The organism is Pseudarthrobacter sp. NPDC092419 (assembly GCF_044755045.1).
GTDB lineage: Bacteria > Actinomycetota > Actinomycetes > Actinomycetales > Micrococcaceae > Arthrobacter.
Genome location: NZ_JBIVQF010000003.1, coordinates 238,920 through 259,944 on the forward strand (window position 1 = coordinate 238,920; position 21,025 = coordinate 259,944).

General features: G+C 62.6%; 21 protein-coding genes and 1 pseudogene. 17 read left to right on the plus strand and 5 right to left on the minus strand.

From position 1 onward, the window contains the following. Positions 1-222: 222 nt before the first annotated feature. The gene (locus ACIQC0_RS06900) at positions 223-2,238 is read right to left on the minus strand and encodes a hypothetical protein (RefSeq protein ID WP_400533600.1); all 2,016 of its coding nucleotides are present in this window, start codon (positions 2,236-2,238) and stop codon (positions 223-225) included. A gap of 128 nt (positions 2,239-2,366) precedes the next feature. On the opposite strand from ACIQC0_RS06900, the gene ACIQC0_RS06905 reads away from it, so the two are divergent. The 6 genes from ACIQC0_RS06905 (at position 2,367) to ACIQC0_RS06930 (ending at position 7,143) form a co-directional block, all read left to right on the plus strand. Beyond that, positions 2,367-2,573: a ribbon-helix-helix protein, CopG family gene (locus ACIQC0_RS06905; protein WP_400533603.1), complete on the plus strand. Its 207-nt coding sequence runs from the start codon at positions 2,367-2,369 to the stop codon at positions 2,571-2,573. Between the two features lie 142 nt (positions 2,574-2,715). Then, positions 2,716-3,225, plus strand: a complete 510-nt coding sequence (locus tag ACIQC0_RS06910; protein ID WP_400533606.1) for a Fic family protein — start codon at positions 2,716-2,718, stop codon at positions 3,223-3,225. 278 nt (positions 3,226-3,503) lie between these two features. Further along, entirely contained in the window at positions 3,504-4,025 is a 522-nt protein-coding gene (locus ACIQC0_RS06915) for a flavodoxin family protein (protein WP_400533608.1), read from the plus strand. Between the two features lie 123 nt (positions 4,026-4,148). Further along, positions 4,149-5,735, plus strand: a complete 1,587-nt coding sequence (locus ACIQC0_RS06920; RefSeq protein WP_400533610.1) for a DUF4389 domain-containing protein — start codon at positions 4,149-4,151, stop codon at positions 5,733-5,735. Positions 5,736-6,073: 338 nt separating this feature from the next. After that, positions 6,074-6,823 (plus strand): DUF4386 family protein, encoded by a 750-nt coding sequence (locus ACIQC0_RS06925; protein WP_400533613.1) that lies wholly within the window; start codon positions 6,074-6,076, stop codon positions 6,821-6,823. Between the two features lie 137 nt (positions 6,824-6,960). After that, complete coding sequence (locus ACIQC0_RS06930) at positions 6,961-7,143, plus strand: Fic family protein (protein ID WP_377215722.1); 183 nt, start codon at positions 6,961-6,963, stop codon at positions 7,141-7,143. Positions 7,144-7,277: 134 nt separating this feature from the next. Here ACIQC0_RS06930 and ACIQC0_RS06935 read toward each other — a convergent pair whose 3' ends face one another. Continuing rightward, positions 7,278-8,138 carry a GntR family transcriptional regulator gene (locus ACIQC0_RS06935; RefSeq protein WP_377215723.1) on the minus strand — a complete coding sequence of 287 codons (861 nt, stop codon included), beginning with the start codon at positions 8,136-8,138 and terminating at the stop codon, positions 7,278-7,280. Between the two features lie 192 nt (positions 8,139-8,330). Between ACIQC0_RS06935 and ACIQC0_RS06940 the strand changes: the two genes are divergently transcribed. From ACIQC0_RS06940 to ACIQC0_RS06990, 11 genes are all read left to right on the plus strand, one after another. Then, positions 8,331-9,299 carry a 2-keto-3-deoxygluconate permease gene (locus ACIQC0_RS06940; RefSeq protein ID WP_400533617.1) on the plus strand — a complete coding sequence of 323 codons (969 nt, stop codon included), beginning with the start codon at positions 8,331-8,333 and terminating at the stop codon, positions 9,297-9,299. A 38-nt stretch (positions 9,300-9,337) separates the two neighbouring features. After that, positions 9,338-10,603: a RuBisCO large subunit C-terminal-like domain-containing protein gene (locus ACIQC0_RS06945; RefSeq protein WP_377215725.1), complete on the plus strand. Its 1,266-nt coding sequence runs from the start codon at positions 9,338-9,340 to the stop codon at positions 10,601-10,603. A 1-nt stretch (position 10,604) separates the two neighbouring features. Beyond that, positions 10,605-11,903 carry a four-carbon acid sugar kinase family protein gene (locus tag ACIQC0_RS06950; protein WP_400533621.1) on the plus strand — a complete coding sequence of 433 codons (1,299 nt, stop codon included), beginning with the start codon at positions 10,605-10,607 and terminating at the stop codon, positions 11,901-11,903. Between the two features lie 53 nt (positions 11,904-11,956). Further along, positions 11,957-13,000: a zinc-binding dehydrogenase gene (locus ACIQC0_RS06955; protein WP_400533624.1), complete on the plus strand. Its 1,044-nt coding sequence runs from the start codon at positions 11,957-11,959 to the stop codon at positions 12,998-13,000. Between the two features lie 316 nt (positions 13,001-13,316). Then, the gene (locus tag ACIQC0_RS06960) at positions 13,317-13,847 is read left to right on the plus strand and encodes an isochorismatase family protein (protein WP_400533627.1); all 531 of its coding nucleotides are present in this window, start codon (positions 13,317-13,319) and stop codon (positions 13,845-13,847) included. A 75-nt stretch (positions 13,848-13,922) separates the two neighbouring features. Continuing rightward, a complete protein-coding gene (locus ACIQC0_RS06965) occupies positions 13,923-14,582 on the plus strand; it encodes a trehalase-like domain-containing protein (protein WP_400533630.1) in 660 nt (219 codons plus the stop codon). Continuing rightward, on the plus strand, positions 14,583-15,776 hold the full coding sequence (locus ACIQC0_RS06970) for a glycoside hydrolase family 15 protein (protein WP_400533633.1): 1,194 nt from the start codon (positions 14,583-14,585) through the stop codon (positions 15,774-15,776). Positions 15,777-16,559: 783 nt separating this feature from the next. Further along, on the plus strand, positions 16,560-17,054 hold the full coding sequence (locus ACIQC0_RS06975) for a hypothetical protein (protein ID WP_400533636.1): 495 nt from the start codon (positions 16,560-16,562) through the stop codon (positions 17,052-17,054). Between the two features lie 36 nt (positions 17,055-17,090). Then, positions 17,091-17,237 carry a hypothetical protein gene (locus ACIQC0_RS06980; RefSeq protein WP_377215730.1) on the plus strand — a complete coding sequence of 49 codons (147 nt, stop codon included), beginning with the start codon at positions 17,091-17,093 and terminating at the stop codon, positions 17,235-17,237. Between the two features lie 157 nt (positions 17,238-17,394). Next, positions 17,395-17,856, plus strand: a complete 462-nt coding sequence (locus tag ACIQC0_RS06985; protein ID WP_400533639.1) for a hypothetical protein — start codon at positions 17,395-17,397, stop codon at positions 17,854-17,856. After that, positions 17,846-18,634 carry a Crp/Fnr family transcriptional regulator gene (locus tag ACIQC0_RS06990; RefSeq protein ID WP_377215732.1) on the plus strand — a complete coding sequence of 263 codons (789 nt, stop codon included), beginning with the start codon at positions 17,846-17,848 and terminating at the stop codon, positions 18,632-18,634. Before ACIQC0_RS06985 ends, ACIQC0_RS06990 begins: the two co-directional genes overlap by 11 nt. 396 nt (positions 18,635-19,030) lie before the next feature. Here the strand turns inward: ACIQC0_RS06990 and ACIQC0_RS06995 are convergent. From ACIQC0_RS06995 to merA, 3 genes and pseudogenes are all read right to left on the minus strand, one after another. Beyond that, positions 19,031-19,168: pseudogene (locus ACIQC0_RS06995) on the minus strand (pyridine nucleotide-disulfide oxidoreductase); the annotation flags it as partial. Further along, on the minus strand, positions 19,165-19,431 hold the full coding sequence (locus tag ACIQC0_RS07000) for a hypothetical protein (RefSeq protein ID WP_377215733.1): 267 nt from the start codon (positions 19,429-19,431) through the stop codon (positions 19,165-19,167). The gene ACIQC0_RS07000 and the pseudogene ACIQC0_RS06995, both read right to left, overlap by 4 nt. Positions 19,432-19,501: 70 nt before the next feature. Further along, positions 19,502-20,947, minus strand: coding sequence for a mercury(II) reductase (gene merA / locus ACIQC0_RS07005; RefSeq protein ID WP_377215734.1), 1,446 nt, complete (start codon positions 20,945-20,947; stop codon positions 19,502-19,504). Positions 20,948-21,025 lie beyond the last annotated feature (78 nt).

The window sequence follows — 21,025 nt, forward strand, 5'->3', positions numbered from 1 at the left end:
TGAAATCCGAACACGGCCTGTGAGCCGACACCCAGCAGACGATTTGACCTGTCGCCGTGGTGATCGGTCCGGATGGTCTTGACCCGGGCCGGCAGGTCAGCCGTTCACCTCGGCAATGGACGATGGGGCATTTACGCCTGTCAAATTGGCCGTAGATTTTGGGCAATCGGCCGGATAGGCGGGCTGCCGCCTTACTACCTCCGAGGCGCCGGCAGCAGGGCGTTAGGGCTTAAGTTTCTGTCTGATGTGTTCAATTTGATCGGGGTCGATCCAGTAGTCGCTGTGAACTCGGGGTTCTGGATCCTTGTCGGGTTCGAGTGGATCATCCAGCAGTACGTTGTCTAGCCGGTTGGCGCTGGGGATTGGGGTCGCAATAGGATCTGTCTTGCGCCAAAAATTTGCGAGGGAGATTGATTTGTTGCTGAGTCTGGCGAAGAAGTTCTCGGAGAAGTGGGCGGGGAAGAAGGCTGCATAAAGGGAATAAAGGGGGGAGCCGCAGGTGATCAGATGAACCCGCCGATCATTGTCGAGCTCCGTGTGGACGAGGAGCCAGGCGCAGATTACTGATCCTTGCGAATGCCCTACTAGGGCGATGCGTTCCAGGCCCTGCCGGTTGAGTTCATTTGTCACTCCCTGGATCACAGTTTCTCGATATGACCGCCCTGCCCAGGGGTGCCATTCGACAGGCCAGAAGCCGGCCACATCGGCAATCTGGTTGTAGATCTTGCTGACCGAGTGCATGTGCCCCGCCAAGAGCATGAACACAACGATCGCCACGGCGATGACTTGTGAGATAAGCGCACTGAGGGATTCTCCTAGAGGTCCGCGAATCCAGCTGGATAAGAGTAAAGCGTTGCCGGCGTATGCGGAGGCTGCGAGGGCCAACAGTAATGAGGGAAGCAGGGTGTGCGGAAGACCGCCTATGAACCGGTGGATGTATTCGGCGCGTTGGGTCCTTTCCCATTCCCGTGGCCATCTTGCACCGTGAGGCAATACGGCGTTTATCAGGAATGCCGACAGAACGAGAATTAAGAGGCAGACGAGCCCATAGAGGGGGATACGGTCAACGATTGCACCCGCGTCTTCGCACGCTCCGCCATAGGCGGGCATGACCAGGCGGTCGAGCGGGCTGAGCCCGGTTCCGTCCTGGAAGATCGTGAAGCCGTCGAAGCCATCGAGGTAGGTTGCTATCCAGCCGACCCCGAAGCGGAGTGCGGAACCGGTTGCTTGGAACAATGAGACGGCGATGATCAGCACCAAGGCGGCGCCTGCCAGACTGGGGCTTCTTGGTGCGCGTTTGTCGCTGACACGAGGGCTTTCGGGCCAGTTCGGCACCATCTGGGACTTGGTCACATATCCACTTGCGATGAGCAGGACACCTAACAAGAGAGTCAGCCCAACGGATGAAGCAACCAGGGCCGTCAGTGTGTCCCAGCGGGTAGTGAACAGTTGGGGGTTTTCAACCAATCTCGTGCAGTACTCTGCCAAAGGCATCGTTGCATGCCAAGAACGGAGTTGTTCAAGCTGGTCCTGCGTAGTCGGGCTTTGAACTGTTAGCCAACCCAGCCCTGTCGGTGCCCGCCAGAGAGTCGGTGGTGAGAAGTAAAGAACAGCGGATGTCGCGAGCACAGCAGTGAGGTGCAGGGCTCCGATTAGTCCAAGCGCTACTGGATTCGCAGTCAGCCTTCGAGTGACCAGAAAGATGACCCGCAGAATAATCCCAAGGGCGATAACTGTTGTAACAACCAGGTTTGGGAATTGGCTGCTGCCCGGATCCAGCCATGGAACGACGGGCAGCTGCGGCGCGGATGGCAATCTGATCCAGCGGAATCCAGTTTCGATGATGGCGACTCCCCAGAGATGGAGCGATACGGTCATCACGAGACCGATGATGACGGCTATGAATCGCACCATCCACCCAATTACGCGGGTTCCGTGGCCGTTCGGAGGAGGCGCCATATTTGCTGCCACGTTGATTAACGTGAAGGGCAGAGCCAAATACCAGAGGAACCGAGCTGCCCTGCGGGACGTCCGGGACCAATTGATGAGCCGAAGTTCGTGGTTAGGAAGTCTCGGGGGCGCCAACGTGTCAGGGCGAGTCGGGTACCCCAGAAAGAGCACAGGCGGGTGGCCGAGGGCGTCCAAAAGATGCTGATCGCCAATTCCATGAACGCGCAATTCCAACGCCGGCGCGTCAACAACCTCTTCTTTGGGGCCACGCTGGAGCTCGTGCTTCATGGCGTCACAGTACGCAAACACCAATCCCTTTGACCAGAGTGGGATTCGTATTAATGCAGGCGTGCTTCAATCGATTTAGGGTGCGTGCAGCCCCTCCAGTGTAAGCGCCGTTTTCGTACCATAAGCGTATGGCTATCAATCTCCGTGTTCCTGAAGACCTTGACCGGCGGCTGGAGAAGTTGGCTGCCGAGGAACATACATCGAAGTCCGCGCTTCTGTTGCAGGGCGCAGAGTTGGTTCTGCAGCGCTACGCCCGCCGGCGTGAAATCAGCGACGGTCTTGATTTTGTTATGAGTCATGACGCTGATCTGCTGAAGCGCCTTGAGGACGCGTGACACCATACCTGGACCTTGAGGATGCGCTTCAGGTAGTCGATCGGCACGGGTTTCCTATCCGTGATGTCGAGTTGCTGGCCTCGGCATTGGCCAGGCCAGCTGCGACTGTCATGGGCGCCGAAAGCCTACCCGGGAACTGGCGGTGAAGGCGGCAGCCTTGTTGGAATCGGTAGCCCGTTTCCACCCACTCATTGATGGGAACAAACGGACCGCCCGGACCCTCATGGTGCTGTTGCTGTGGATCAACGGTTATCGCCATGACTTCACCACGGACGAAGGCTTCGACCTCGTCGCTATCGCACGATATCCGTCGGCTATCACCCTGGCAGTATCAACCGCCAAATGGAGCAGTGTCTCCTTCGAGCTGGCCCAACCGATGGTACGGCGGCTATTTGCCGAGGCCAGGCGAGCCCCCAGAGCGGACGCTTTGGACACCTTCGTCCCTCTTGGCAAACACTGTCACGATGAAAGCAAGCTGTCTGCCCTGCAGCGAGCAAACCTCCGCCAGATCTTCGAACCTCTGAACATCCGATGTTCGTCGTCCGCCAGTAAGTCGCTCGTTACCGACAATCTAGTGGGCCGGGCGGCCTCGGAAAGGAAACGCGGCCGCCACCCAGGAAGGGCGTGTCTTCCGCGCACCCGAGACCAGTGAGACAGGGCTAGGCGGGACGCACAAGTCAGCCGTCATCCAAAGAGCGGTCACGCAAATGCGCGCTGAGGCAGATAGCCGGTGCGCAGCCCGTTGATGGATATTCGGGCGCAGTTCGGACCGCGCAGCTGGGCACCGGCGGACGGCAAAGCGGGCCGGAGGACCCTATGCGCGGGCATACAGACACATGTATTCCTTTGCATATGGAGGGTGGGGTGGCCGGCCCCACAGTGTCTCTTCAGGATTGATATTCGGACAAATTCTAGATTGTAGGCGGGAAAGTGAAAGCAACAGTCGTTTACGAATCGATGTACGGCAATACCCACAGCATCGCCCTGGCAATAGCAGAGGGACTGGGATCGGCAGGAGCCGCGGACGTGGTCTCTGCACAAGAGGCAACCCGCATGGATCTCGCCGGCCTCGACTTACTGGTTGTCGGCGGCCCCACACACGCGCACGGCATGACACGGGCGCAAACACGTCATGCAGCCGTAAGTGACTCCAGGAGCAGGAACAAAGGGCTGACCGTGGATCCCTCGGCCAAAGGTTTAGGCCTACGTGATTGGCTCGACTCTCTCGGGCCGGGCGCTGGCAAGGCAGCAGCCTTCGATACTCGGGTGGACATGCCGGCACTATTGACTGGGCATGCGTCCAAAACTATTGGAAAGAACCTGAAAGAACACGGTTTTGAGCTAGTGGCGGATCCAGAGAGTTTCTTGGTCAGTGGGGACAGCGGGCTCCTTCCCGGAGAACTGGACCGGGCACGGGCGTGGGGCCAGATGCTCGCCTCAACTCTCAAGTGATGAGCATCGGCCCTCCAGTTGAGGAAGCAAGTCCCGGTAAACGAGGAGAACGGACATGACGCACTCTACGAAGACTCTTACTGCCGTCGTCTTCACCATTGCGGTGCTGCCGGGAGGATTACGGTGAAGACCCGTTTCATTGTCATGCTTATCGTGGGCGTTCTGTTTTCACTGATCGGTGCCGGCTTGGTCATTGGCGGAATTGGAGCGTACGCCGCACAAAACGGCGATGGATACATCAACTCACCCGTCGAAAGATTTGCTGTCGATTCGCGCGCGATCACATTCGGCAAGGCCGAAGGCCTGCGGAACGACGATGTGCCAGAACCCTTGCCCTTCGACGTCGGCAACATCAGGATCCGCGCCGAACCGGTCAGAGAAGCGAAGGAAATATTCATAGGTATAGCCCCCCGAGGTGATGTGGAGCGGTACCTGGCCGGCTCAGACTACTCCGAACTTCTGAAAGTGAACTATGGGCCATTCCGTGCCGAGTATGAGGAAGTGGAAGGATCTGCCCAACCGGGACTGCCCGTGGAACAAGGCTTTTGGGTAGCTTCGGCATCAGGGGCCGGTCCACAGGAGATCGACTGGAACATTCAGCCCGGGAATTGGTCAGTGGTGCTGATGAACGGCGACGCCACCCCGGGACTTGCGGTGGATCTGCAGGCCGGATTCAGGTCAGAACTGCTGGGTCCGGTTGCTGTCGGGTTGCTGATCGGCGGAACCTTGCTCCTGGTCATCGGGGTTCTGCTGCTAATTTTCGGGGCAATAGGGCTGGGACGGCATCAGGCTACCCGCTCGATTGGGCCTCCTTCCAGGATGCTGCCACCTCAATCTGCAGGACAAGGACTGCCTTCGCAAGGGCCTGGCGTGGCGGTGCCTGCGGTCCTCGGTCCAGCACTCCCAGAGCCAGACCCGGCCGGGAGTGAGTCGATGCTGGATGCCAGGGCCGGCGGCGGGCCACCACCTGCCCGGTCTGGCTACAGCCTGCACCGTCGGCAAACGGATGGCTACCCTTCAACGTTGCGGGGTGAACTGGATCCCGCTCTTTCACGCTGGAAGTGGTTGGTCAAATGGTTCCTGGCGATTCCGCATTTCATCGTGCTGTTCTTCCTTTGGTTCGCGTTCGTCATTGTCACGATCACCGCCGGGTTCGCGATCTTGTTCACCGGCCGCTACCCGCGCTCCCTTTTTCACTTTAACGTCGGGGTCCTGCGCTGGAACTGGCGGGTGGCGTTTTACGCCTACGCAGCACTGGGAACGGACCGGTATCCGCCCTTTACCCTGGCCAAGACGGACTATCCGGCCGACTTCGACGCAGAGTACCCCGAGCAGCTTTCCAGAGGGCTGGTATTGGTAAAATGGTGGCTTCTGTCAATTCCGCACTTGCTCATCGTGGCGGCGTTCACGGGTTCAAGCACCATCCGTTGGACCAACCCGGAAAACCAGGGAATAAGGTATGAAACCGGAACGGGACTTTCCCTACTAGGATTGCTCGTGCTCATCGCCGCCGTGACCCTCCTGTTCACCGGTCATTACGTTCGCTCATTGTTTGACCTCATTCTCGGACTCAACCGCTGGATCTACCGGACTCTCACATACACCGCCCTGATGCGTGACGAGTACCCACCCTTCCGCCTGGATCAGGGCCCAACGGAACACGAGCGGCGCGGCGCAGACGGAGTAGACCCTGGCCCGCCTCCAGCGTGACGGGGCTTTCCCCGGTTTTGTTTACACCTTGGCCTGGGTGATTCCGCAACGCTATTTGGCGCATGGGGAGCGCGCAAGGACTCGACGAAGCGATCAAGCTTTGCTCCTCCTGTTATCTCGGACAAGACAATCCTCAAATCCTGGTTCCCGGAGGGTCGACGCCCTGATGGATCTCGCGTCGCTGCATTCTGCTCCAACCTGTCCAGGACGTACGAACATTCCTTCCGTGCACATCCGTGGTGGCCGCCACAACGCGTACAGAGCCCGATTCCAGTATCCGTTTTAAGTAGGTCCTTCGGCCCTCACATATCTATGGACTGGGTGGGTAGCGTTGCACCATGAATGAGCGAAAACCTTCACGGAGGACGCGGGGAGACGCTGGCCAGTCCGTGCGTGGTCTCTATGTGGCCGGCGGCGTTGCCGGGATTCTTTTTGTTGTGCTGTTGATCTCAGCCTTGATCATTGATTTCATCGCACCGCCCCCGGTCCACGGGGGCCGTGAAACGCTGGAATTCATTGCAGAGAACAAGACTCTCTATATTGCCGAACAGATCCTCTGGATACTGCCCAGTATCCTGCCGGTGGTTGTGTTCGTCGCGCTCTACATTGCGTTGGCCCCGCTGAGCAGGAGCTGGGCTCTCCTTGCCGCGGTTGTAGGCGGGTTGCCGTGGGCATTGTTGCTGGCTGTGCCCGTTTCAAGCCGGGGGTCGCTCAGCCTTGTCTACCTCAGCGACCGATACTCGGTGGCAGGTTCTGAGGGTGAGCGCGGGGTCTTCGCAGCGGCGGCGGAAGCGCTCATTGCCGAAAACAACACCCCGGCGATTGCGGGGCTCTTGTCGCCCGTGGGCATTTTTCTCATCTCACTGGTCATGCTCAAGGGCGTACTGCCTCGGGCGGTCGCCTGGCTGGGCCTGCTGACAGGAGCCCTTGGTGTGCTCAGTGAGGCACTGCGGTTCGTGGCACCAACGTTTTACTGGGGATACGGTGTACTGCTCTGGGCCTGGTTTATCAGCATCGGCATCAGCCTCATACGTCTGCATCCTGAGGCTCCTGTGCTTTCCGGCACCGTCCCGGAGAAGATCAGCTAGGAGAGGCAATGGAACAGATCCTTCCGTGGTTGATTTTCTGAACTTCGCCCTTCAACGAAGTTCTCCAGCCGACGTTCAAGGTCTCAGGGACACAGAAATTCATCCGTGAGGTCGGTTTGTTGGCCTCGGCATTGGCCATGACAGCTACGGCTGTCATGGATACGGAGACTTATCCGGAGTTCGCGGTGAAGGCGGCAGCCTTGTTGGAGTCCGTCGCGCGGTTCCAGGCACTCATTGATGGGAACAAACGGACGGCGTGGACGCTCGTGGTGCTGTTGCTGTGGATCAACCGGTTAGCGGCATGGTTTCACCACGGATGAAGGCTTCGATCTCGTCGTCGGTGTCGCAGCGGGCATATCGGGGATTGCTGGCGCTCTATTAGCAAGGTCGAGCGCCCGGCGCAGTGCTTCTACCTCCTTTTCCCGGTCTCCGGTTGCTTCGCGCCCGCACTTGTTCAACGAGTGCTGTGCTCCAGGGCTGCCAGTTCTGATTCGAGTTGTTGTGCCAGGGATCGAAGGCGCCGGACGTGTTCCTGGGAGATAGGCGTCGGTTGCGATGTCACTTGTGCGTCGACGTCAAAGACGGTGTTGGGGCTGTGCCAGACGTTGAACCATTCCAGACCGTTGCCGAGAGCGTCACGGGTTACGCCTTGAAGCAGGAGTAGGGGTTCGCGGACGCTCGAGCTGAGTTTGTGAGCCAGGTCGGCATCTGCGGCCACCGCCTGGACCTGCCTGGGCCCGCCCGCCGGATGGTAGCCATGCTCGCGCATGAGGCCAAGCAGTGAGGCGTTCTCCAGCAGTTCCTTGGTGAAGTGCGGAAAGAGGTCGCGGGGAACCCAGGTCCTCATGAATGCCACCGGGACGTCCTCCAAGTAGCGGATGCGTTCGATTTTCCATGTGTTCGTGGTGTTCAGGGCGTTTACCGCCGGCTCCGGCGGTGCGGCGTGTTCGACAGAAAGGACGTGGGTCCGCAAGCGCTGGCCGTGCGCGGCGGCTTGTTCGTCCAGCCCGCCGGCCCGCTGCAGATGCCGGCGCAGGACCGGGGCGGCGGCCACGACGCTGCCGCGGCCGCGCTGGCGGCGGATCAGTCCAAGGTCGGACAGTCCGGACAACGCCTGGCGTACAACGCTCCGGGAGACGCCGAACTGTTTCTGGAGTTCCTCTTCGGTGGGAAGGGGCGACCCCGGCAGCAGGGGCCGTTCCACTATCTGCCGGTGCAGGATGTCCCGGATCTGCGCATGAAGGGGCGGCCCTTCCTCCCGGTTCAGACCGTTGGCCCGCTCCCGGGGCTCTGCCCCGGCTGATTGCACACTCACACTGACTCCTTTGCCGTTCGAGCACATCTTAGCCCGCAGGCTTGAATTCTCCCGCTTGACGGGTGATCCCTACCACAGGTAATGTACGTACTAATTGTACGGACGTGATCCGACGACTGGAACATACAATGACGTAGAAAGGTCGAGTAAATGACACAGATGCACTTGAGGACCGGGCGCTCACGCTTCCCAATGTTTGCTTTCCTCCAAAAGGTCCCCGCAGGCATGATGCTGATCCCGCTCGTACTGGGCGTGCTGATGAACACCTTCGCGCCCGAAGCCCTGAAAATAGGCGGCTTCACCACCGCGCTGTTCAAGGAGGGCGCCCTGACGCTGATCGCCGTGCTGATCCTCGCCACGGGCGCACAAATCACCGGAAGCCACAGCGGCAAGGCTGCCGCCTCCACCACCACCGTGGTGCTGGTCTGCAAGACCCTGATCCCGGCCACGATTGCCGTGATCCTGGGCCTGATGGTCGGCATCGACGGCATCGCAGGCGTATCGATCCTGGCGATGCTGGCAATCTTCGGCAACAGCAACGGCGCCCTGTGGCTGGCGTTCGCTGGCCAGTACGGCGACGAGCGGGACGAGGGCGCCTACGTCGCCAGCGCCTTTGATGACGGACCGTTCCTGGCCCTGATCTTCCTGGGCGCTTCCGGGCTGGGCGACATCCCGGTACTCGCCTTCGCCGCGGCACTGATCCCGTTCATCATCGGCCTGATCATCGGCGCCGTGGACCGCGAGTGGACGAAGGCCCTGGACCACGTGCCGAACATCGTGATCCCGTTCATGTCCTTCGCCGTTGGCACCGGCATCAACCTCAAGACCGTGCTCACCGGCGGTTTCGCCGGAATCTTCCTCGGTCTGATCGTCGTGGTGTTCACCGGAGGCCTGACCTATCTCGGGTACCGGTTCATCCTTCGGCGCGGCTCCAAGAGCGGCATCGGTTTCGCCGCCGGCACCACGGCCGGCAACGCTGTCGCCGTCCCTGCGGTGGTCGCCGTCGCGGACCCGAGGTTCGAGCCCTTCGTCGCCTCCGCCTCAGCCCAGGCCGCCACCGCCGTCCTCGTGACAGCGCTGCTCGCCCCGATCGTCGCGTCCTGGGCCCTGAAGCGGGCCGGGGGCCTGCAGCCGGCCGACCCGGTCATCGCCGCAGTCTGAACCTTCCCTTGCATATCCCCTTCATGGACGGAGAAACCATGCGCGACCCGCGCTCGGTGCGCTGCACCTACTACCTAGAGTCCGAAATCGACCCTGAAAAGGCCGCAGCCATCATGGCCGGCGAGCAGTCCAGCGGCACGTTCCTGCCTGTACCGGGCGAGTCAGCCCGGATCCGTGAGCGGCACGCCGCGCGCATCTCGAACGTTCAGGAGCTCGGCTTTTGCCGGCCCTCCCTGCCTTCACGGTCAACTCCCGAGAAGGTCCGGGCTGCCCTTGTCACCGTCGATTTCCCCATGGAGAACGTCGGCACGGACCTGGCCACCCTGCAAACCGCCATCGCCGGCAACCTCTTCGAACTGGGCGATCTCTACGCCTGCCGCCTGCAGGACATGGCCCTGCCCGAAGACTTCGTCGCCGCCCACCCCGGCCCGGCATTCGGCATCGAAGGGACCCGCAAACTCATCAGCGACGTCCAGGGCGTCATGGTCGGCACCATCGTCAAGCCCAACGTCGGACTCTCCGAAGAGGAATTCCGGCTCGTGGTCCGCGACCTGGCGATGGCCTCCATTGACCTGATCAAAGACGACGAACTGATGACCGACCCCGCGTACCTGCCACTGGAACGCCGGGTCGCCGTCGCCACCGAAGAGATCCGCGCCGCCGAGCAGGTCACCGGCCACGCCACCATGTACGCCTTCAACATCACCGGCGACCTCGCGGGCCTGCGCAAACGCCACGACCTCGTCGTCGAAGCCGGCGGCCGCTGCGTGATGCTGAACATCCCGGTCATGGGCCTGCCCGCGCTGGCCATGCTGCGCAGCTTCGCCGAAGTCCCGATCCACGGCCACCGCGCCGGGCTCGCCGCTTCGATGCGGTCCAAGGCCCTGGGCATGGACTACCGGGTCTGGCAGCAGATGGCCCGCCTCGCCGGCGCCGACCACCTGCACGCCAGCGGACTGGGCAGCAAGTTCTACGAACTCGACGAAGAGGTCGCCGCGAACATCCGGCGCCTGCTCGAACCGTTGGGTGAGACCATCGCGCCGCTGCCCGTACTGTCCTCCGGGCAGAACGTCACCACCCCCGGACCCACGTTCGAGGCCGTGGGTTCCACGGACCTGATGATGCTCGCCGGCGGCGGTGTCGCCGCGCACCCTGACGGTCCAGGGGCCGGGGTGCGCAGCCTACGCCAGGCATGGGAAGCTGCAGTGGACGGTGTGCCGCTGCAGTCCGCCGCCGACAAACTCGCCTCAACCGGGGACGATGCGCTCCTGCACGCAGTCCAAGCCTTCGCGAAAGGTGCCTGACATGCCCGCTTTCGGTTTCGTCGCCGACGACCTCACCGGAGCCGCCGACGTCCTGGCCCAGTCCCACCGCTACGGCCTCGAAGCTGTCCTCGTTATCGGCGACGCGCCACTGCCCGCCGATGCTGACGTCGTCGGAATCGCCGGGCCCTCCAGATCCCTGGCCGGGGAAGCCTTCGACACCCTGGTCCGCAGGGACCTGGCAGGCATCGCACCACTGAACCTCGAGGTACTGCTCTACAAGGTCTGCTCCACTTTCGACAGCTCCACCACCGTCGGCAGCATCGGCCGCGGCATCCAGCTTCTCCACGAGCAGTTCCCCCTCCACGGCCCGATCCCCGTGGTGCCGGCCCAGCCGGGGTTCGGGCGGTACACCGCCTTCAGCAACCACTACGCCACCCACGCCGGAAAGACCTACCGGCTCGACCGCCACCCCGTCATGTCCCGGCACCCTTCAACCCCGATGGCTGAAGCCGACCTGCGCCAGGTCCTGGCCGAACAGCTCGACGACGGCCAGGTACCGGGAGCGATCCACCTGCCCGCCTACGACGACGGCACCTTCAAGGACGCCTGGGCCGACCGGCGGCGGGACCCCGGCGCGCAGGCCTTCGTCGTCGACGCAGTGGACGAACACCAGATGGACGCCGTGGCAGAAGCACTCACACGGGAAGAACACGGGCACGGACCCTCGATCGTGGTGGGATCCGGCGGCATCATGGCAGCCCTGGCGCGGACGGTCTCGGACCACGCCCCGCGCACCCCCGGACCGCAGAGGCCTTCGGGACCCGTGCTGGCCGTCAGCGCCTCAGCGTCCAGCACCACAGCAGAGCAGATCAACGACGCCCTCACCCACGGCTGGGAAGACGTCCCCGTCCCTGCACGCCTGCTGCAACGCCACGACCCCGCGGCCGTGGCGGCCCTCGACGAGCGCGTTTCAGCAGCCCTCCGGAAGGGCCGCAACGTCGTCGTCCATACCACCCGCGGCGCTGCGGACCCACGCTACGGAACCGGCGCACCCCTGGACGCCGGCCACGTCGGCGCGCTGATCGGCGGCGTCGCCGCACGGATGGCCGGCGCAGGGCTCACCCGCGACATCGCCGTCTGTGGCGGGGATACCTCCAGCCACGCGCTCATCGCCATGGGTGTCCGCGAACTCCGGGTCTCCGACCAGTTCGTCACTGCAGGACCAATCCTGCAACCCGACGGTGCCTCCGCCGTCGCCGGCTGCCGGCTCGTCCTCAAGGGCGGCCAGGTGGGCCCCACCGACATCCTGCGCCGCTTCGTCGGCCAAACCGCCGGGTAACACCCACAAGCAATTGCTCCACGCATACCAGAACGAACGAAAGGCGGCCCCCAATGCGGGCAGTAGTAAAAAACGCGGCCGAGCGAGGCGTTAAGTACGTCACCGACGCGGGCGACCCCAAGGCCACAGAAGGATCGGTCGTCATCCAGGTGGGGGCCGCGTCCCTCTGCGGCACCGACCGGGAACTCTACGAATGGACCCCCTCCGCCCAGGCCTTCAACCTCAACCTCCCGGTCATCCTCGGCCACGAAGGCGCAGGCACCGTCGTCGAAGTCGGCGCGGGCGTTAGGGGGCTCAAGGTGGGCGACCAGGTCGCTCTTGAGAGCCACCTGACCTGCGGCCAGTGCTTTCCCTGCCGCACGGGAGATGCCCACACCTGCGAACGGACCGGCATCCTCGGCATGCACATCGACGGTGTCTTCGCTGAATACGCAGCGGTACCCCAGGACATCTGCGTCAAGCTCCCCACCGGCCTGTCACTCGAATCCGGCGCCCTGCTCGAAGCGGCCGGCGTAGCCGTCCACGCTATCCAGCGGGCCGACTACTCCGTTGCAGGACGGGCCGTGCTCGTCAGTGGCGCAGGACCGGTCGGCCTCGTCGTGGTGAACCTGGCACTGCTCATGGGTGCCTCCCACGTCATCGCCGTCGACCCCAACCCCTACCGGCGCGCCCAGGCCGAAAAGCTCGGCGCGACCGCTCTGCACCCCAACGACGGCATCGTTGAGCGGTGCCGCGAACTCACCGGCCGACGCGGCGGCTTCGACGTCGCCTTCGAATGCTCCGGAGCCCCCGGCACCTTGGCAACCCTGTTCGAAGCCGTGCGCCGTGAAGCCACCGTCATCACCGTCGGACACCCCAGCCGCCCGGCCGAGGTCGACATCGCCGCCTACATCAACAAGAAAGGCATCACCCTTCGCGGAATCTTCGGTCGCCGGCTCTGGGAGACCTGGGAACAAAGCCTGCTGCTGCTGGACTCCGGGAAGCTCGAACTCGACTGGCTCATCACCCACCGCATGAAACTAAGCCAGATCGACGAAGCAGTAGACCTGCTCACCGCAGACGCCTGCAAAGTCCTGCTCGTCCCGGGCCTCGGCTAAGAAACGTCCCTCGTCCACAATATGCAGCGCCATTGACCGGCCCGCGCCTCACCAACGCGAGGACATTGATAGAACCACGGTAAACAAGGCGGGGTATGCACATCACATGCACACCCCGCCTAGTCTTCTCCAGGCACTCCGCCCGAAACGCAGGAGTCAAAACCGGGGGCAGTTCCGCACCCTGGATCTTTCCCGGCGTCGGACACCTGATTGAGTCATCCTTTTGTGCGGGAGATTACAGACCGGCATTTTCGGTGGTCCTACGTTGAACCGGAAGGCATGTCTACGCCTTCAGTCATCGATGAGGAGGCTTTCAATGCAGTTTGATAGTTCTACTACGGCTCTTGTTTTGAATGATCCGCAAAATGATTTTCTTAGTCCCGACGGTGTGACCTGGGAGCTCGAGTGGGAGTTCGGTGGCACGCTCGAGAAGAAGATGCATGAGATCGGTATGTTTGACCGCCCGGGGCCGTTGGACCTGGCTGGCTTCAAGCACTCGGGGGCGGATTGGCTGGACCAGTTCAAGCCCTATCTTGAAGATGGCAGAACAGTGGTGTGCAGTCCGCACAAGGTTTATGGTCCCGAGCAGAACGATCTGGTTCTTCAGTTGCGTAAGAGGGGGATCAGCAAGGTTGTTCTTGCGGGCATGTCTGCCAACCTTTGTGTTGAGAGCCACCTGCGGGAATTGCTGGAGCAGGGGTTCGAGGTCGCCGTAGTTGCCGACGCTACCGCCGCCGCACAGCACCCCGATCTGGGCGACGGGTATGCGGCCGCTCTGGTGAATTTCAACTACATCGCAGGGGCTGTCCTGTCCACGAAAGAGACTCTTCAGGAGTTCGCAGCCTGATTGGAGCTGGGCGGGCGTCCCGGTCCCGGATGGGCTCGTCTTGTAGATATTCACCGGTTCAGTCAGGGTGTGGTGATGACCAGTAGAACCATCGCAGACTACGGTCTGCTCTCTGATTGCCGGACAGCTGCATTGGTGAGTGTAGCCGGCTCTGTTGACTGGCTGTGCCTGCCGCGTTTTGACAGCCCTTCCGTCTTTGGGCGTCTTCTGGGGGAGCAGGCAGGGTTCTGGTCCATTGCACCTGTGGCGGCCTACAGCTCTACCCGTCGTTATCTCGGTTCCACGATGGTTCTTGAGACGTCGTTTCGTACGGAAGGAGGCGAGGTCACCTTAACGGATGCATTGGCTCTCGGTGATGGGAACAGGGGACATGACCTTGGCGCAGGCGCCTCTGGGGCCCTTTTCCGGCAGGTCACCTGTAACGAGGGAATTGTCGAGCTTGATGTGGTCTTTGTTCCGAGGCCGGAGTATGGGCTGATACGCCCGGCCGTCCGCGACGGATCAGAGGGCCTCCTGGTGAGAGGAGGCGCCACTGTCTTGTCCCTTTCGTCTTCCGTCCCGTTCGCCGTGGAGGACGATGTCGCCCGCGCCCGCATCGTGATACACGCTGGGGATGTCCTGGGATTCGCCTTGGAACATGCCAACAGCTGGGAGGCCGAACCTTCCTTTTGGAGCCAGGAGGAAATCTTCAGGCGACTGGCTGATACTTGGGAAGGCTGGACCAGCTGGTCCTAAATGCATCAGAGCTATGCCGGCCCGTGGCGGGACATAGTCGAGCTGAGCGGCCGGGTCCTGCAGGCGTTGACGTTCTTTCCGACCGGGGCGATCGTCGCCGCTCCCACCACGTCTTTGCCGGAGGTTATCGGTGGGCAGCGTAACTGGGACTACCGCTATACGTGGGTGCGTGATGCAAGCATGACTTTGCAGGCGCTCTGGGTTTCCGCCTGCCCGGATGAGGCCGGAAAGTTTTTCCGCTTCCTGGCAACGGCGGGTTTGGGCCAGCTGGGCCAGGGGCAAGAGCTGCAGATCATGTATGGGGTTGGGGGTGAACGCGACTTGTCAGAACGTGAACTGCCCCACCTGGCGGGTTGGCGTTCGAGCCTTCCTGTCCGGGTAGGAAATGCGGCGTGGCGGCAAAGCCAGCTTGATGTGTATGGGGAACTCTTGGACGCTGCAGCGACCTTGCCGGAGTACTTGGCCGAAATGGACCCGGAAACCCGCAGGTTCCTGGCAGACGCCGCCGATGCGGCGGCTGCCCGGTGGCAGTCCCCGGACCAGGGGATTTGGGAGGTCCGCGGAGACCCGCGTCATTACCTGTATTCAAAGCTCATGTGCTGGGTTGCGGTGGACAGGGCCATCAGCCTCGCCGATCTCCTGGACGCCACGGACAGGGTTCCCCTTTGGAGGGATGTGCGCGACCAGATTGCCGCTGCAATACAAAAGGAGGGCTGGAGTGAAAAGGCGAACGCTTACACGCAAGCGTTCGGGTCTGATGAGCTGGATGCTTCAGCGCTGATGCTCTCCATCGTCGACTTCCTTCCGGGGGATGATCCGCGAATGCTGGCTACCATTGACGCCATCGAGCGTCGCCTGAGCGATGAACGGGGCCTGGTGTACCGATACGGCGGCGAAGACGGTCTGCCAGGGACGGAAGGGGCCTTCCTGCTGTGTACGTTCTGGCTCGCCCATGCCCTTGCCTTGGCGGGCTACGTTCAACGGGCGCGGGAAGTCTTCGACAGCGCAGCAGGTTTTGCGACCGAGCTCGGCCTGCTTTCCGAGGAGGTAGCCCCCGGCAGCGGCGAGCTGCTGGGGAATTTCCCCCAAGCTTTCAGCCATATAGGGCTGGTTAACGCGGCCTGGGCGATCAGCCAGGCCGAGGAAAAGGTCCGCAGCTCCGAGCGCAAGACCCGCGGCCAGGAAATGGTCTAGTTCCTGGAGCCACCGGCCACCCGGGCCGGGCTGCTGGACTCGGCTAAAACGAAGCCCGGGCGCCTCACCTATCCCGCACCACCCGACTTCACCGGTTCGGTTTTCATCCGGCAAGTGCTCTACAGCGTCTCCGGGGGTTACGCCAATGTCCCGCTGGTCTTCAACGAAGAATCTTTCACCACGCTCATCCATGCCTTGGTGAACGAACTTGAAGACTCTGGCGGAACGGATCAACCTGTCCGAAGTCCGTGACCGAACTCGACGCCCTGTACGCCGGACAGGTCGATATCACCATGACTTACGGCCGGGCCGCGCTGACCAAGCTGGTGGCGGACGGGACTTACCCCGCCGGTACCAAGGTTTTCAGCCTGGAGGAAGGAACCGTGGGAAACGCCAGCTTCCTGATCATCCCCTCAACATCCGGGGACAGTACCCCGTCCTGCACCCGGGTGCACTCAGTCCCGAGGAACGAGCCCTGTCCGAACATCTTCCCGCGTCCCCCGTGGTCCCGGGCTATGAGGTGCTGTCCATGAATGCCAATCCGGAGCTTGCCGCCGAATGGGTTCCGGCACTGGATGAGGTCTGGTGGAAAGACAATTCTTGCCGGTAATTGACCCCATGACATGCACGCTGCCTGTCAGGACCCGCGCCCGGACAAAGCAATCCTGAGCTGTTCACCACGGCCCACACCGCACACGCCGGTGACCTACTCAGGGGCCTGGTTCTCTCCCTGGCCATTGCCGGGATTTCTGCCGCCCTTGCCTCTCTCATCGGTTTCACGGGTTGGTCATCATGCAGGGCCGCTGGTGCGGCAAGCTCGTGACGGTGATGAGAACACTGTCGATGTCGGTGCCCGCAATGTGGGGGCGGCGTCGGTGGGGCTACTCCACACCGATTCCGGCCTGCGAAATCCCCGGAACCGTCAAGGACTGGATGCACGACTCGGTTCTGGGCGCCCAGGCGCTGCCCGCTGACCAGCATTTGCCGGACGGGCCTGCCACGCTGGTCATCCGCCAGGAACGCATCGTCCTCCTCCACAACCACAGCGCAGGCACTCCAGCTGTGGTGACCGGCATACGCTCCCGCGGACCCCGGCACTTGGTCTCTGTCTCGGCGGCCGGCGTGGAACTGCACGCCGAAGCGACTCCTTCCCCAACCCTGTCCATCGGAGACAGCGTCCGCGTCCAGCTTCCGACCGCAGCTTTGGCGGCAGTCTGCCCGGACACCGAGCGCCGCACTGCACCCTTGACTTCCCCAGACTGGAAGGTTTTAGCGTGAACCTACCGGCAATCAAGACTAAGGAAGGAGCTGGTCATGGCTCTGCAGGAGGGTGAGATCTATCGTTGCCCGAACGAGGACTGCGGATGCGAAATTACGGTCACCAAGGGCGCGGCCCCTGGGCAGGGCGGAGACAAGAATCCCACCTGCTGCTGCGGTCACGTCATGGAACGCACGGACTGAATCATCCGCGAACGGCATCCCCGCCGCCGGGGTTGGGCCGTCACCGCGGGCCGTCGGAAACTTCCGGCGTTGTGTGTCCGCTATTACAGAGCGGCAGTTCCCGCAGGCCTATCTTTCGAAGGTAAGCAGTTCCGTTTCAACGAAAGGCAGCACGACGATGTCCGCTACATCTCCCGTGGCACACCAGCCACACGCCTTCACTCATCACCTGGGCCGCCGCATCAGCGCGGGCACCATCGGCGGCATCGCCGGCGGCCTGGTCTTCGGTGTCCTCATGGCCATGATGGGTATGCTGCCCATGATCGCCTCGATGGTCGGCTCGGACTCCGCCCTGGTGGGCTTCGGGATCCACCTCGTGATCTCTGTCCTGATTGGTCTGGGCCTGACCGTGCCGTTCGCAGGGCTCCTGAAGTCCTACGGGCGCGGCGCGCTGATCGGACTGGCCTACGGAGCACTCTGGTGGGTGCTCGGCCCCCTGCTGATCATGCCCACAATGCTCGGCATGCCGGTGTTCATGATCGACGCGACCGCTGGTTGGTCCCTGATGGGTCACCTGGTCTACGGCATCATCCTGGCAGTTGTTGCCGTCCGTGTCCTGAAGCCCGCGCATGAGCGATAAATGGGAAGAAGGGCTGGAGGCCGCAGTGGGCGGCCCCCGGCCCTGGTCACCCGGCCAACGGGAGCCGTACCCCCTCACCTCAGGTCCAGATGATCCATTCACCTGCCTCAACGAGGTGGATCTCTTTGCGGACCTGAGCGCAGAAGAGATGCACGCCATGGACATGATGGCCCCGGCGCGGATGTTCCGCCGGGGGGAACTCGTCTTTAGCCAGTCCCAGCCCGTCACGGCCCTGTTTATCCTCAAATCGGGCCGGATCCGGATTTTCCGCGTCACCGAAGACGGCAAGGCCCTCACCATGGCGATCCTGGAACCGGGCGCCGTCTTCGGGGAGATGATGCTTGTGGGCCAGCGGATGTATGACAATTACGCCGAGGCAATCGAGGACGCGGCTATCTGCCAGCTTGGCGTTGAGGATGTGGAGCGGTATCTGATCTCCGATTCCCGCATCGCCCTTCGCATTTCCCGGCTGCTTGGGGAACGCGTGGTCCGCCTGGAAGAACGCCTCACGGACCTGGCTCTGCGGCCCCTGCTGGCCCGCACCGCCTCGCTATTAATCAGTCTCGATGCTGCCGCGCCCAGCGGCCGCTTCGGCCAAGGCAAGGCCATCCGCCTCACCCATGAACAAATTGCCGGTCTTCTCGGCGCGACCCGCGAAGCCACCAGCAAAGCCCTGGCCGACTTCGCCGCCAAGGGAGTCATACGTCAGGGCCGCGGACGCATCACCATCCAGGATGCGGCTGCCCTCCGGTCGGCAGCGGTCAGCGCCGGCCAGTGATGGTGGATGGAGGCCCGGCGCCCCGTGCTGATTGCGAGGGAGGCCTGGCGGATCCACTCTCCGGCCAGTGGGACACCGCCCAAGCCCCGATGAGGGTGCCCCTGTCCGTGTCGGTGAGCAGTCCGAGGTACCCGCGGGGGTCCTGCTCGTAGGTTGAGGGGCGGGTGATCGATTCGGCCAGGTCCAGTTCGGCGAAGGCTGTTGACAGCCCCTGCTCGCTCGTCTGCGCCTTGGGCGATGCCGGCGGCGGCGGTCCGGATCCCGGAACACCACCCTCGGGATGCCGTCATAGTTGGCCGGCCGTGAGTGGCCCAGGATGGCGTCCGCAACGATGCGGCCCTGGTACTTAGCCACATGCGTAAAGGGCATGACACCGGTGACGTCCCCGATCGCCCACACGTTCGTGCCCGCCCGGCACCGTTCGTCGATCAGCACGGCCCCCTTGGGTCCAAGCTGTACCTTCGCGGACTCGAACTCCAGGTTGCTGCTACGCGGTTTGCGTCCCGTTGCGAAAATTACGACGTCGGTACTCACCGATGTGCCATCGTCGAGTTGCGTTCCATCAGGCGGGGTCCCCTGTGGACCAGGGTGACATCCACCCGAAACGGTTCAGGAAGGTGGCTGTCTCGGTGCCCGTTGCGCTGCCTCCGACGACCACAGCCCGCCGCGGCAAAGTTGTTGCAGTGAACGTCTCCCTGCGTTCCCGGCCCGGTGATGCGGGCTTCGGCCTTGATGACCGTGGCGTCCTGGCCCTGATAGTCGTCGACCTGCGCTTTGTCATCGAGATTCCGGATCATGAAATCTCGGTAATCGCTGGCCGCAGCCCAATTCAGTCCGGCTCCGGTGACCCCGCCTGGTCAGGGTTGGTCACGTTGCACAGCAGGAGAGCCTGGAGATGTCGGTGGTGTAGGACTGTGCCGCAATTTTGATGCCCTCGGCCATCGTGAGGTAGGGGCTCCACAGGTTAGCTACCTGTTCAATGGTCATGCCTGCTTCCAGGATGTAGACGCCGGCGGCGGCCAGGTCGCCCGCCTCCTTGCCGACGGCGGTCAGTCCCAGGATTTTCCCGGTCCCGTTTTCGGCTACGAGCTTGATAAACCCACGGGTGTCCCGATTCACCAAAGCGCGCGGAACGTACTCCAGTGGCAGAACCCGGCATTCACAGGTGACGCCGGCGCCGTTCGCCTGGTGGTCGGTCAGACCTACAGCGGCCATTGCCGGGCTGGTGAACGCCACCCGGGGCAGGTGGTGGTAGTCAACCTCCCGGCCGGCGTCGTTAAACGCGTTGTCCACTGCCAGGGCGCCGTGTGCCGACGCGACGTAGACAAACTCCCGGTGACCTGTGACGTCACCGGCGGCCCAGATTCTCGGGTTGCTGCTGACCAGGCTTTTTTCCACCAGGATTTCGCCCCTGTTCCCGGTCTTCACGCCGACCCTATCGAGGTTCAAGGCTTCGGTAACGGGGTGCCGACCTGTGGCCATCAAGAGGCGGGCCGCCCGGAACTCCTCCCGGCTTCCCGAGACGTCTGCCACCGCCGCCACGCTTCCTGCCGCAGCATCCTGGCTAACAGAAACCAACGTGGCCCGCCGGATGACACGGATGCCCTCATCGGTGAAGACGCTCATTAGGGCCAACGAGACTTCCGGCTCTTCAGCCGACGCGAGCCGTGACCGGACCAGCATCGTCACCTTGGACCCCAGCCGTGCGAACAGCTGGGCTTGCTCGAGGGCGACAAAGCCCCCGCCAACCACTAGCAGGGATTCGGGGACCTCTTCCAATTCCATAGCCGAGGTGGAGGTCAGATAGTCAGTGTCTTGAAGCCCCGGGATCGGCGGTGCCCAGGGCGCCGAGCCAGTGGCCACAATATAGTGCTTGGCGGTCACCGACTCCTGCCTGCCGTCGGCTGAGGTGATCTCGATAGCGGGTTCCTCCGGCGTGCCTGCAAAAGCCGCGGTTCCCTTCCGAAGCTCCCAGCCATAGTCTTCAATAAGGTCCGCATACTTGTCCGAGCGCATCTTCTCCACCAAGGCGCGCTTGCCACCAACCAACGCGGGCATGTCCACGGGGCCGGCGCCTGCAGCGATTCCCGGAAACCGGCTCCCGGCGTCCAGGGACACGTGGCGGGCCTCCGCTGCGGAGAGCAGGGCTTTGGAGGGCACACACCCTGTGTTCACGCAGGTGCCGCCGATCGTTGACCGCTCCACCATCAGGACGCTCTTGCCCAGGTTTGCGGCGCGGATTGCCGCGGCGAACGCACCTCCGCCGGAACCGATAATTACCAGGTCGAAGTCAAAGCGTTGTACAGCAGACATGAAACCTCCGGTTGCGAAACTGAACGGGCACCATGCGGCGTTCTCTGGGCGCTGGCGCCATCCTGATCCCACCCTGCA

What these genes read in the sequence shown, in the direction of transcription:
- ACIQC0_RS06900 (WP_400533600.1), bottom strand. Translation starts at nt 2,238, where the DNA reads ATGAAGCACGAGCTCCAGCGTGGCCCCAAAGAAGAGGTTGTTGACGCG.
- ACIQC0_RS06905 (WP_400533603.1), top strand. Translation starts at nt 2,367, where the DNA reads ATGGCTATCAATCTCCGTGTTCCTGAAGACCTTGACCGGCGGCTGGAG.
- ACIQC0_RS06925 (WP_400533613.1), top strand. Translation starts at nt 6,074, where the DNA reads ATGAATGAGCGAAAACCTTCACGGAGGACGCGGGGAGACGCTGGCCAG.
- ACIQC0_RS06930 (WP_377215722.1), top strand. Translation starts at nt 6,961, where the DNA reads ATGACAGCTACGGCTGTCATGGATACGGAGACTTATCCGGAGTTCGCG.
- ACIQC0_RS06940 (WP_400533617.1), top strand. Translation starts at nt 8,331, where the DNA reads ATGTTTGCTTTCCTCCAAAAGGTCCCCGCAGGCATGATGCTGATCCCG.
- ACIQC0_RS06945 (WP_377215725.1), top strand. Translation starts at nt 9,338, where the DNA reads ATGCGCGACCCGCGCTCGGTGCGCTGCACCTACTACCTAGAGTCCGAA.
- ACIQC0_RS06950 (WP_400533621.1), top strand. Translation starts at nt 10,605, where the DNA reads ATGCCCGCTTTCGGTTTCGTCGCCGACGACCTCACCGGAGCCGCCGAC.
- ACIQC0_RS06955 (WP_400533624.1), top strand. Translation starts at nt 11,957, where the DNA reads ATGCGGGCAGTAGTAAAAAACGCGGCCGAGCGAGGCGTTAAGTACGTC.
- ACIQC0_RS06960 (WP_400533627.1), top strand. Translation starts at nt 13,317, where the DNA reads ATGCAGTTTGATAGTTCTACTACGGCTCTTGTTTTGAATGATCCGCAA.
- ACIQC0_RS06965 (WP_400533630.1), top strand. Translation starts at nt 13,923, where the DNA reads ATGACCAGTAGAACCATCGCAGACTACGGTCTGCTCTCTGATTGCCGG.
- ACIQC0_RS06970 (WP_400533633.1), top strand. Translation starts at nt 14,583, where the DNA reads ATGCATCAGAGCTATGCCGGCCCGTGGCGGGACATAGTCGAGCTGAGC.
- ACIQC0_RS06980 (WP_377215730.1), top strand. Translation starts at nt 17,091, where the DNA reads ATGGCTCTGCAGGAGGGTGAGATCTATCGTTGCCCGAACGAGGACTGC.
- ACIQC0_RS06985 (WP_400533639.1), top strand. Translation starts at nt 17,395, where the DNA reads ATGTCCGCTACATCTCCCGTGGCACACCAGCCACACGCCTTCACTCAT.
- ACIQC0_RS06990 (WP_377215732.1), top strand. Translation starts at nt 17,846, where the DNA reads ATGAGCGATAAATGGGAAGAAGGGCTGGAGGCCGCAGTGGGCGGCCCC.
- ACIQC0_RS07000 (WP_377215733.1), bottom strand. Translation starts at nt 19,431, where the DNA reads ATGATCCGGAATCTCGATGACAAAGCGCAGGTCGACGACTATCAGGGC.
- merA (WP_377215734.1), bottom strand. Translation starts at nt 20,947, where the DNA reads ATGTCTGCTGTACAACGCTTTGACTTCGACCTGGTAATTATCGGTTCC.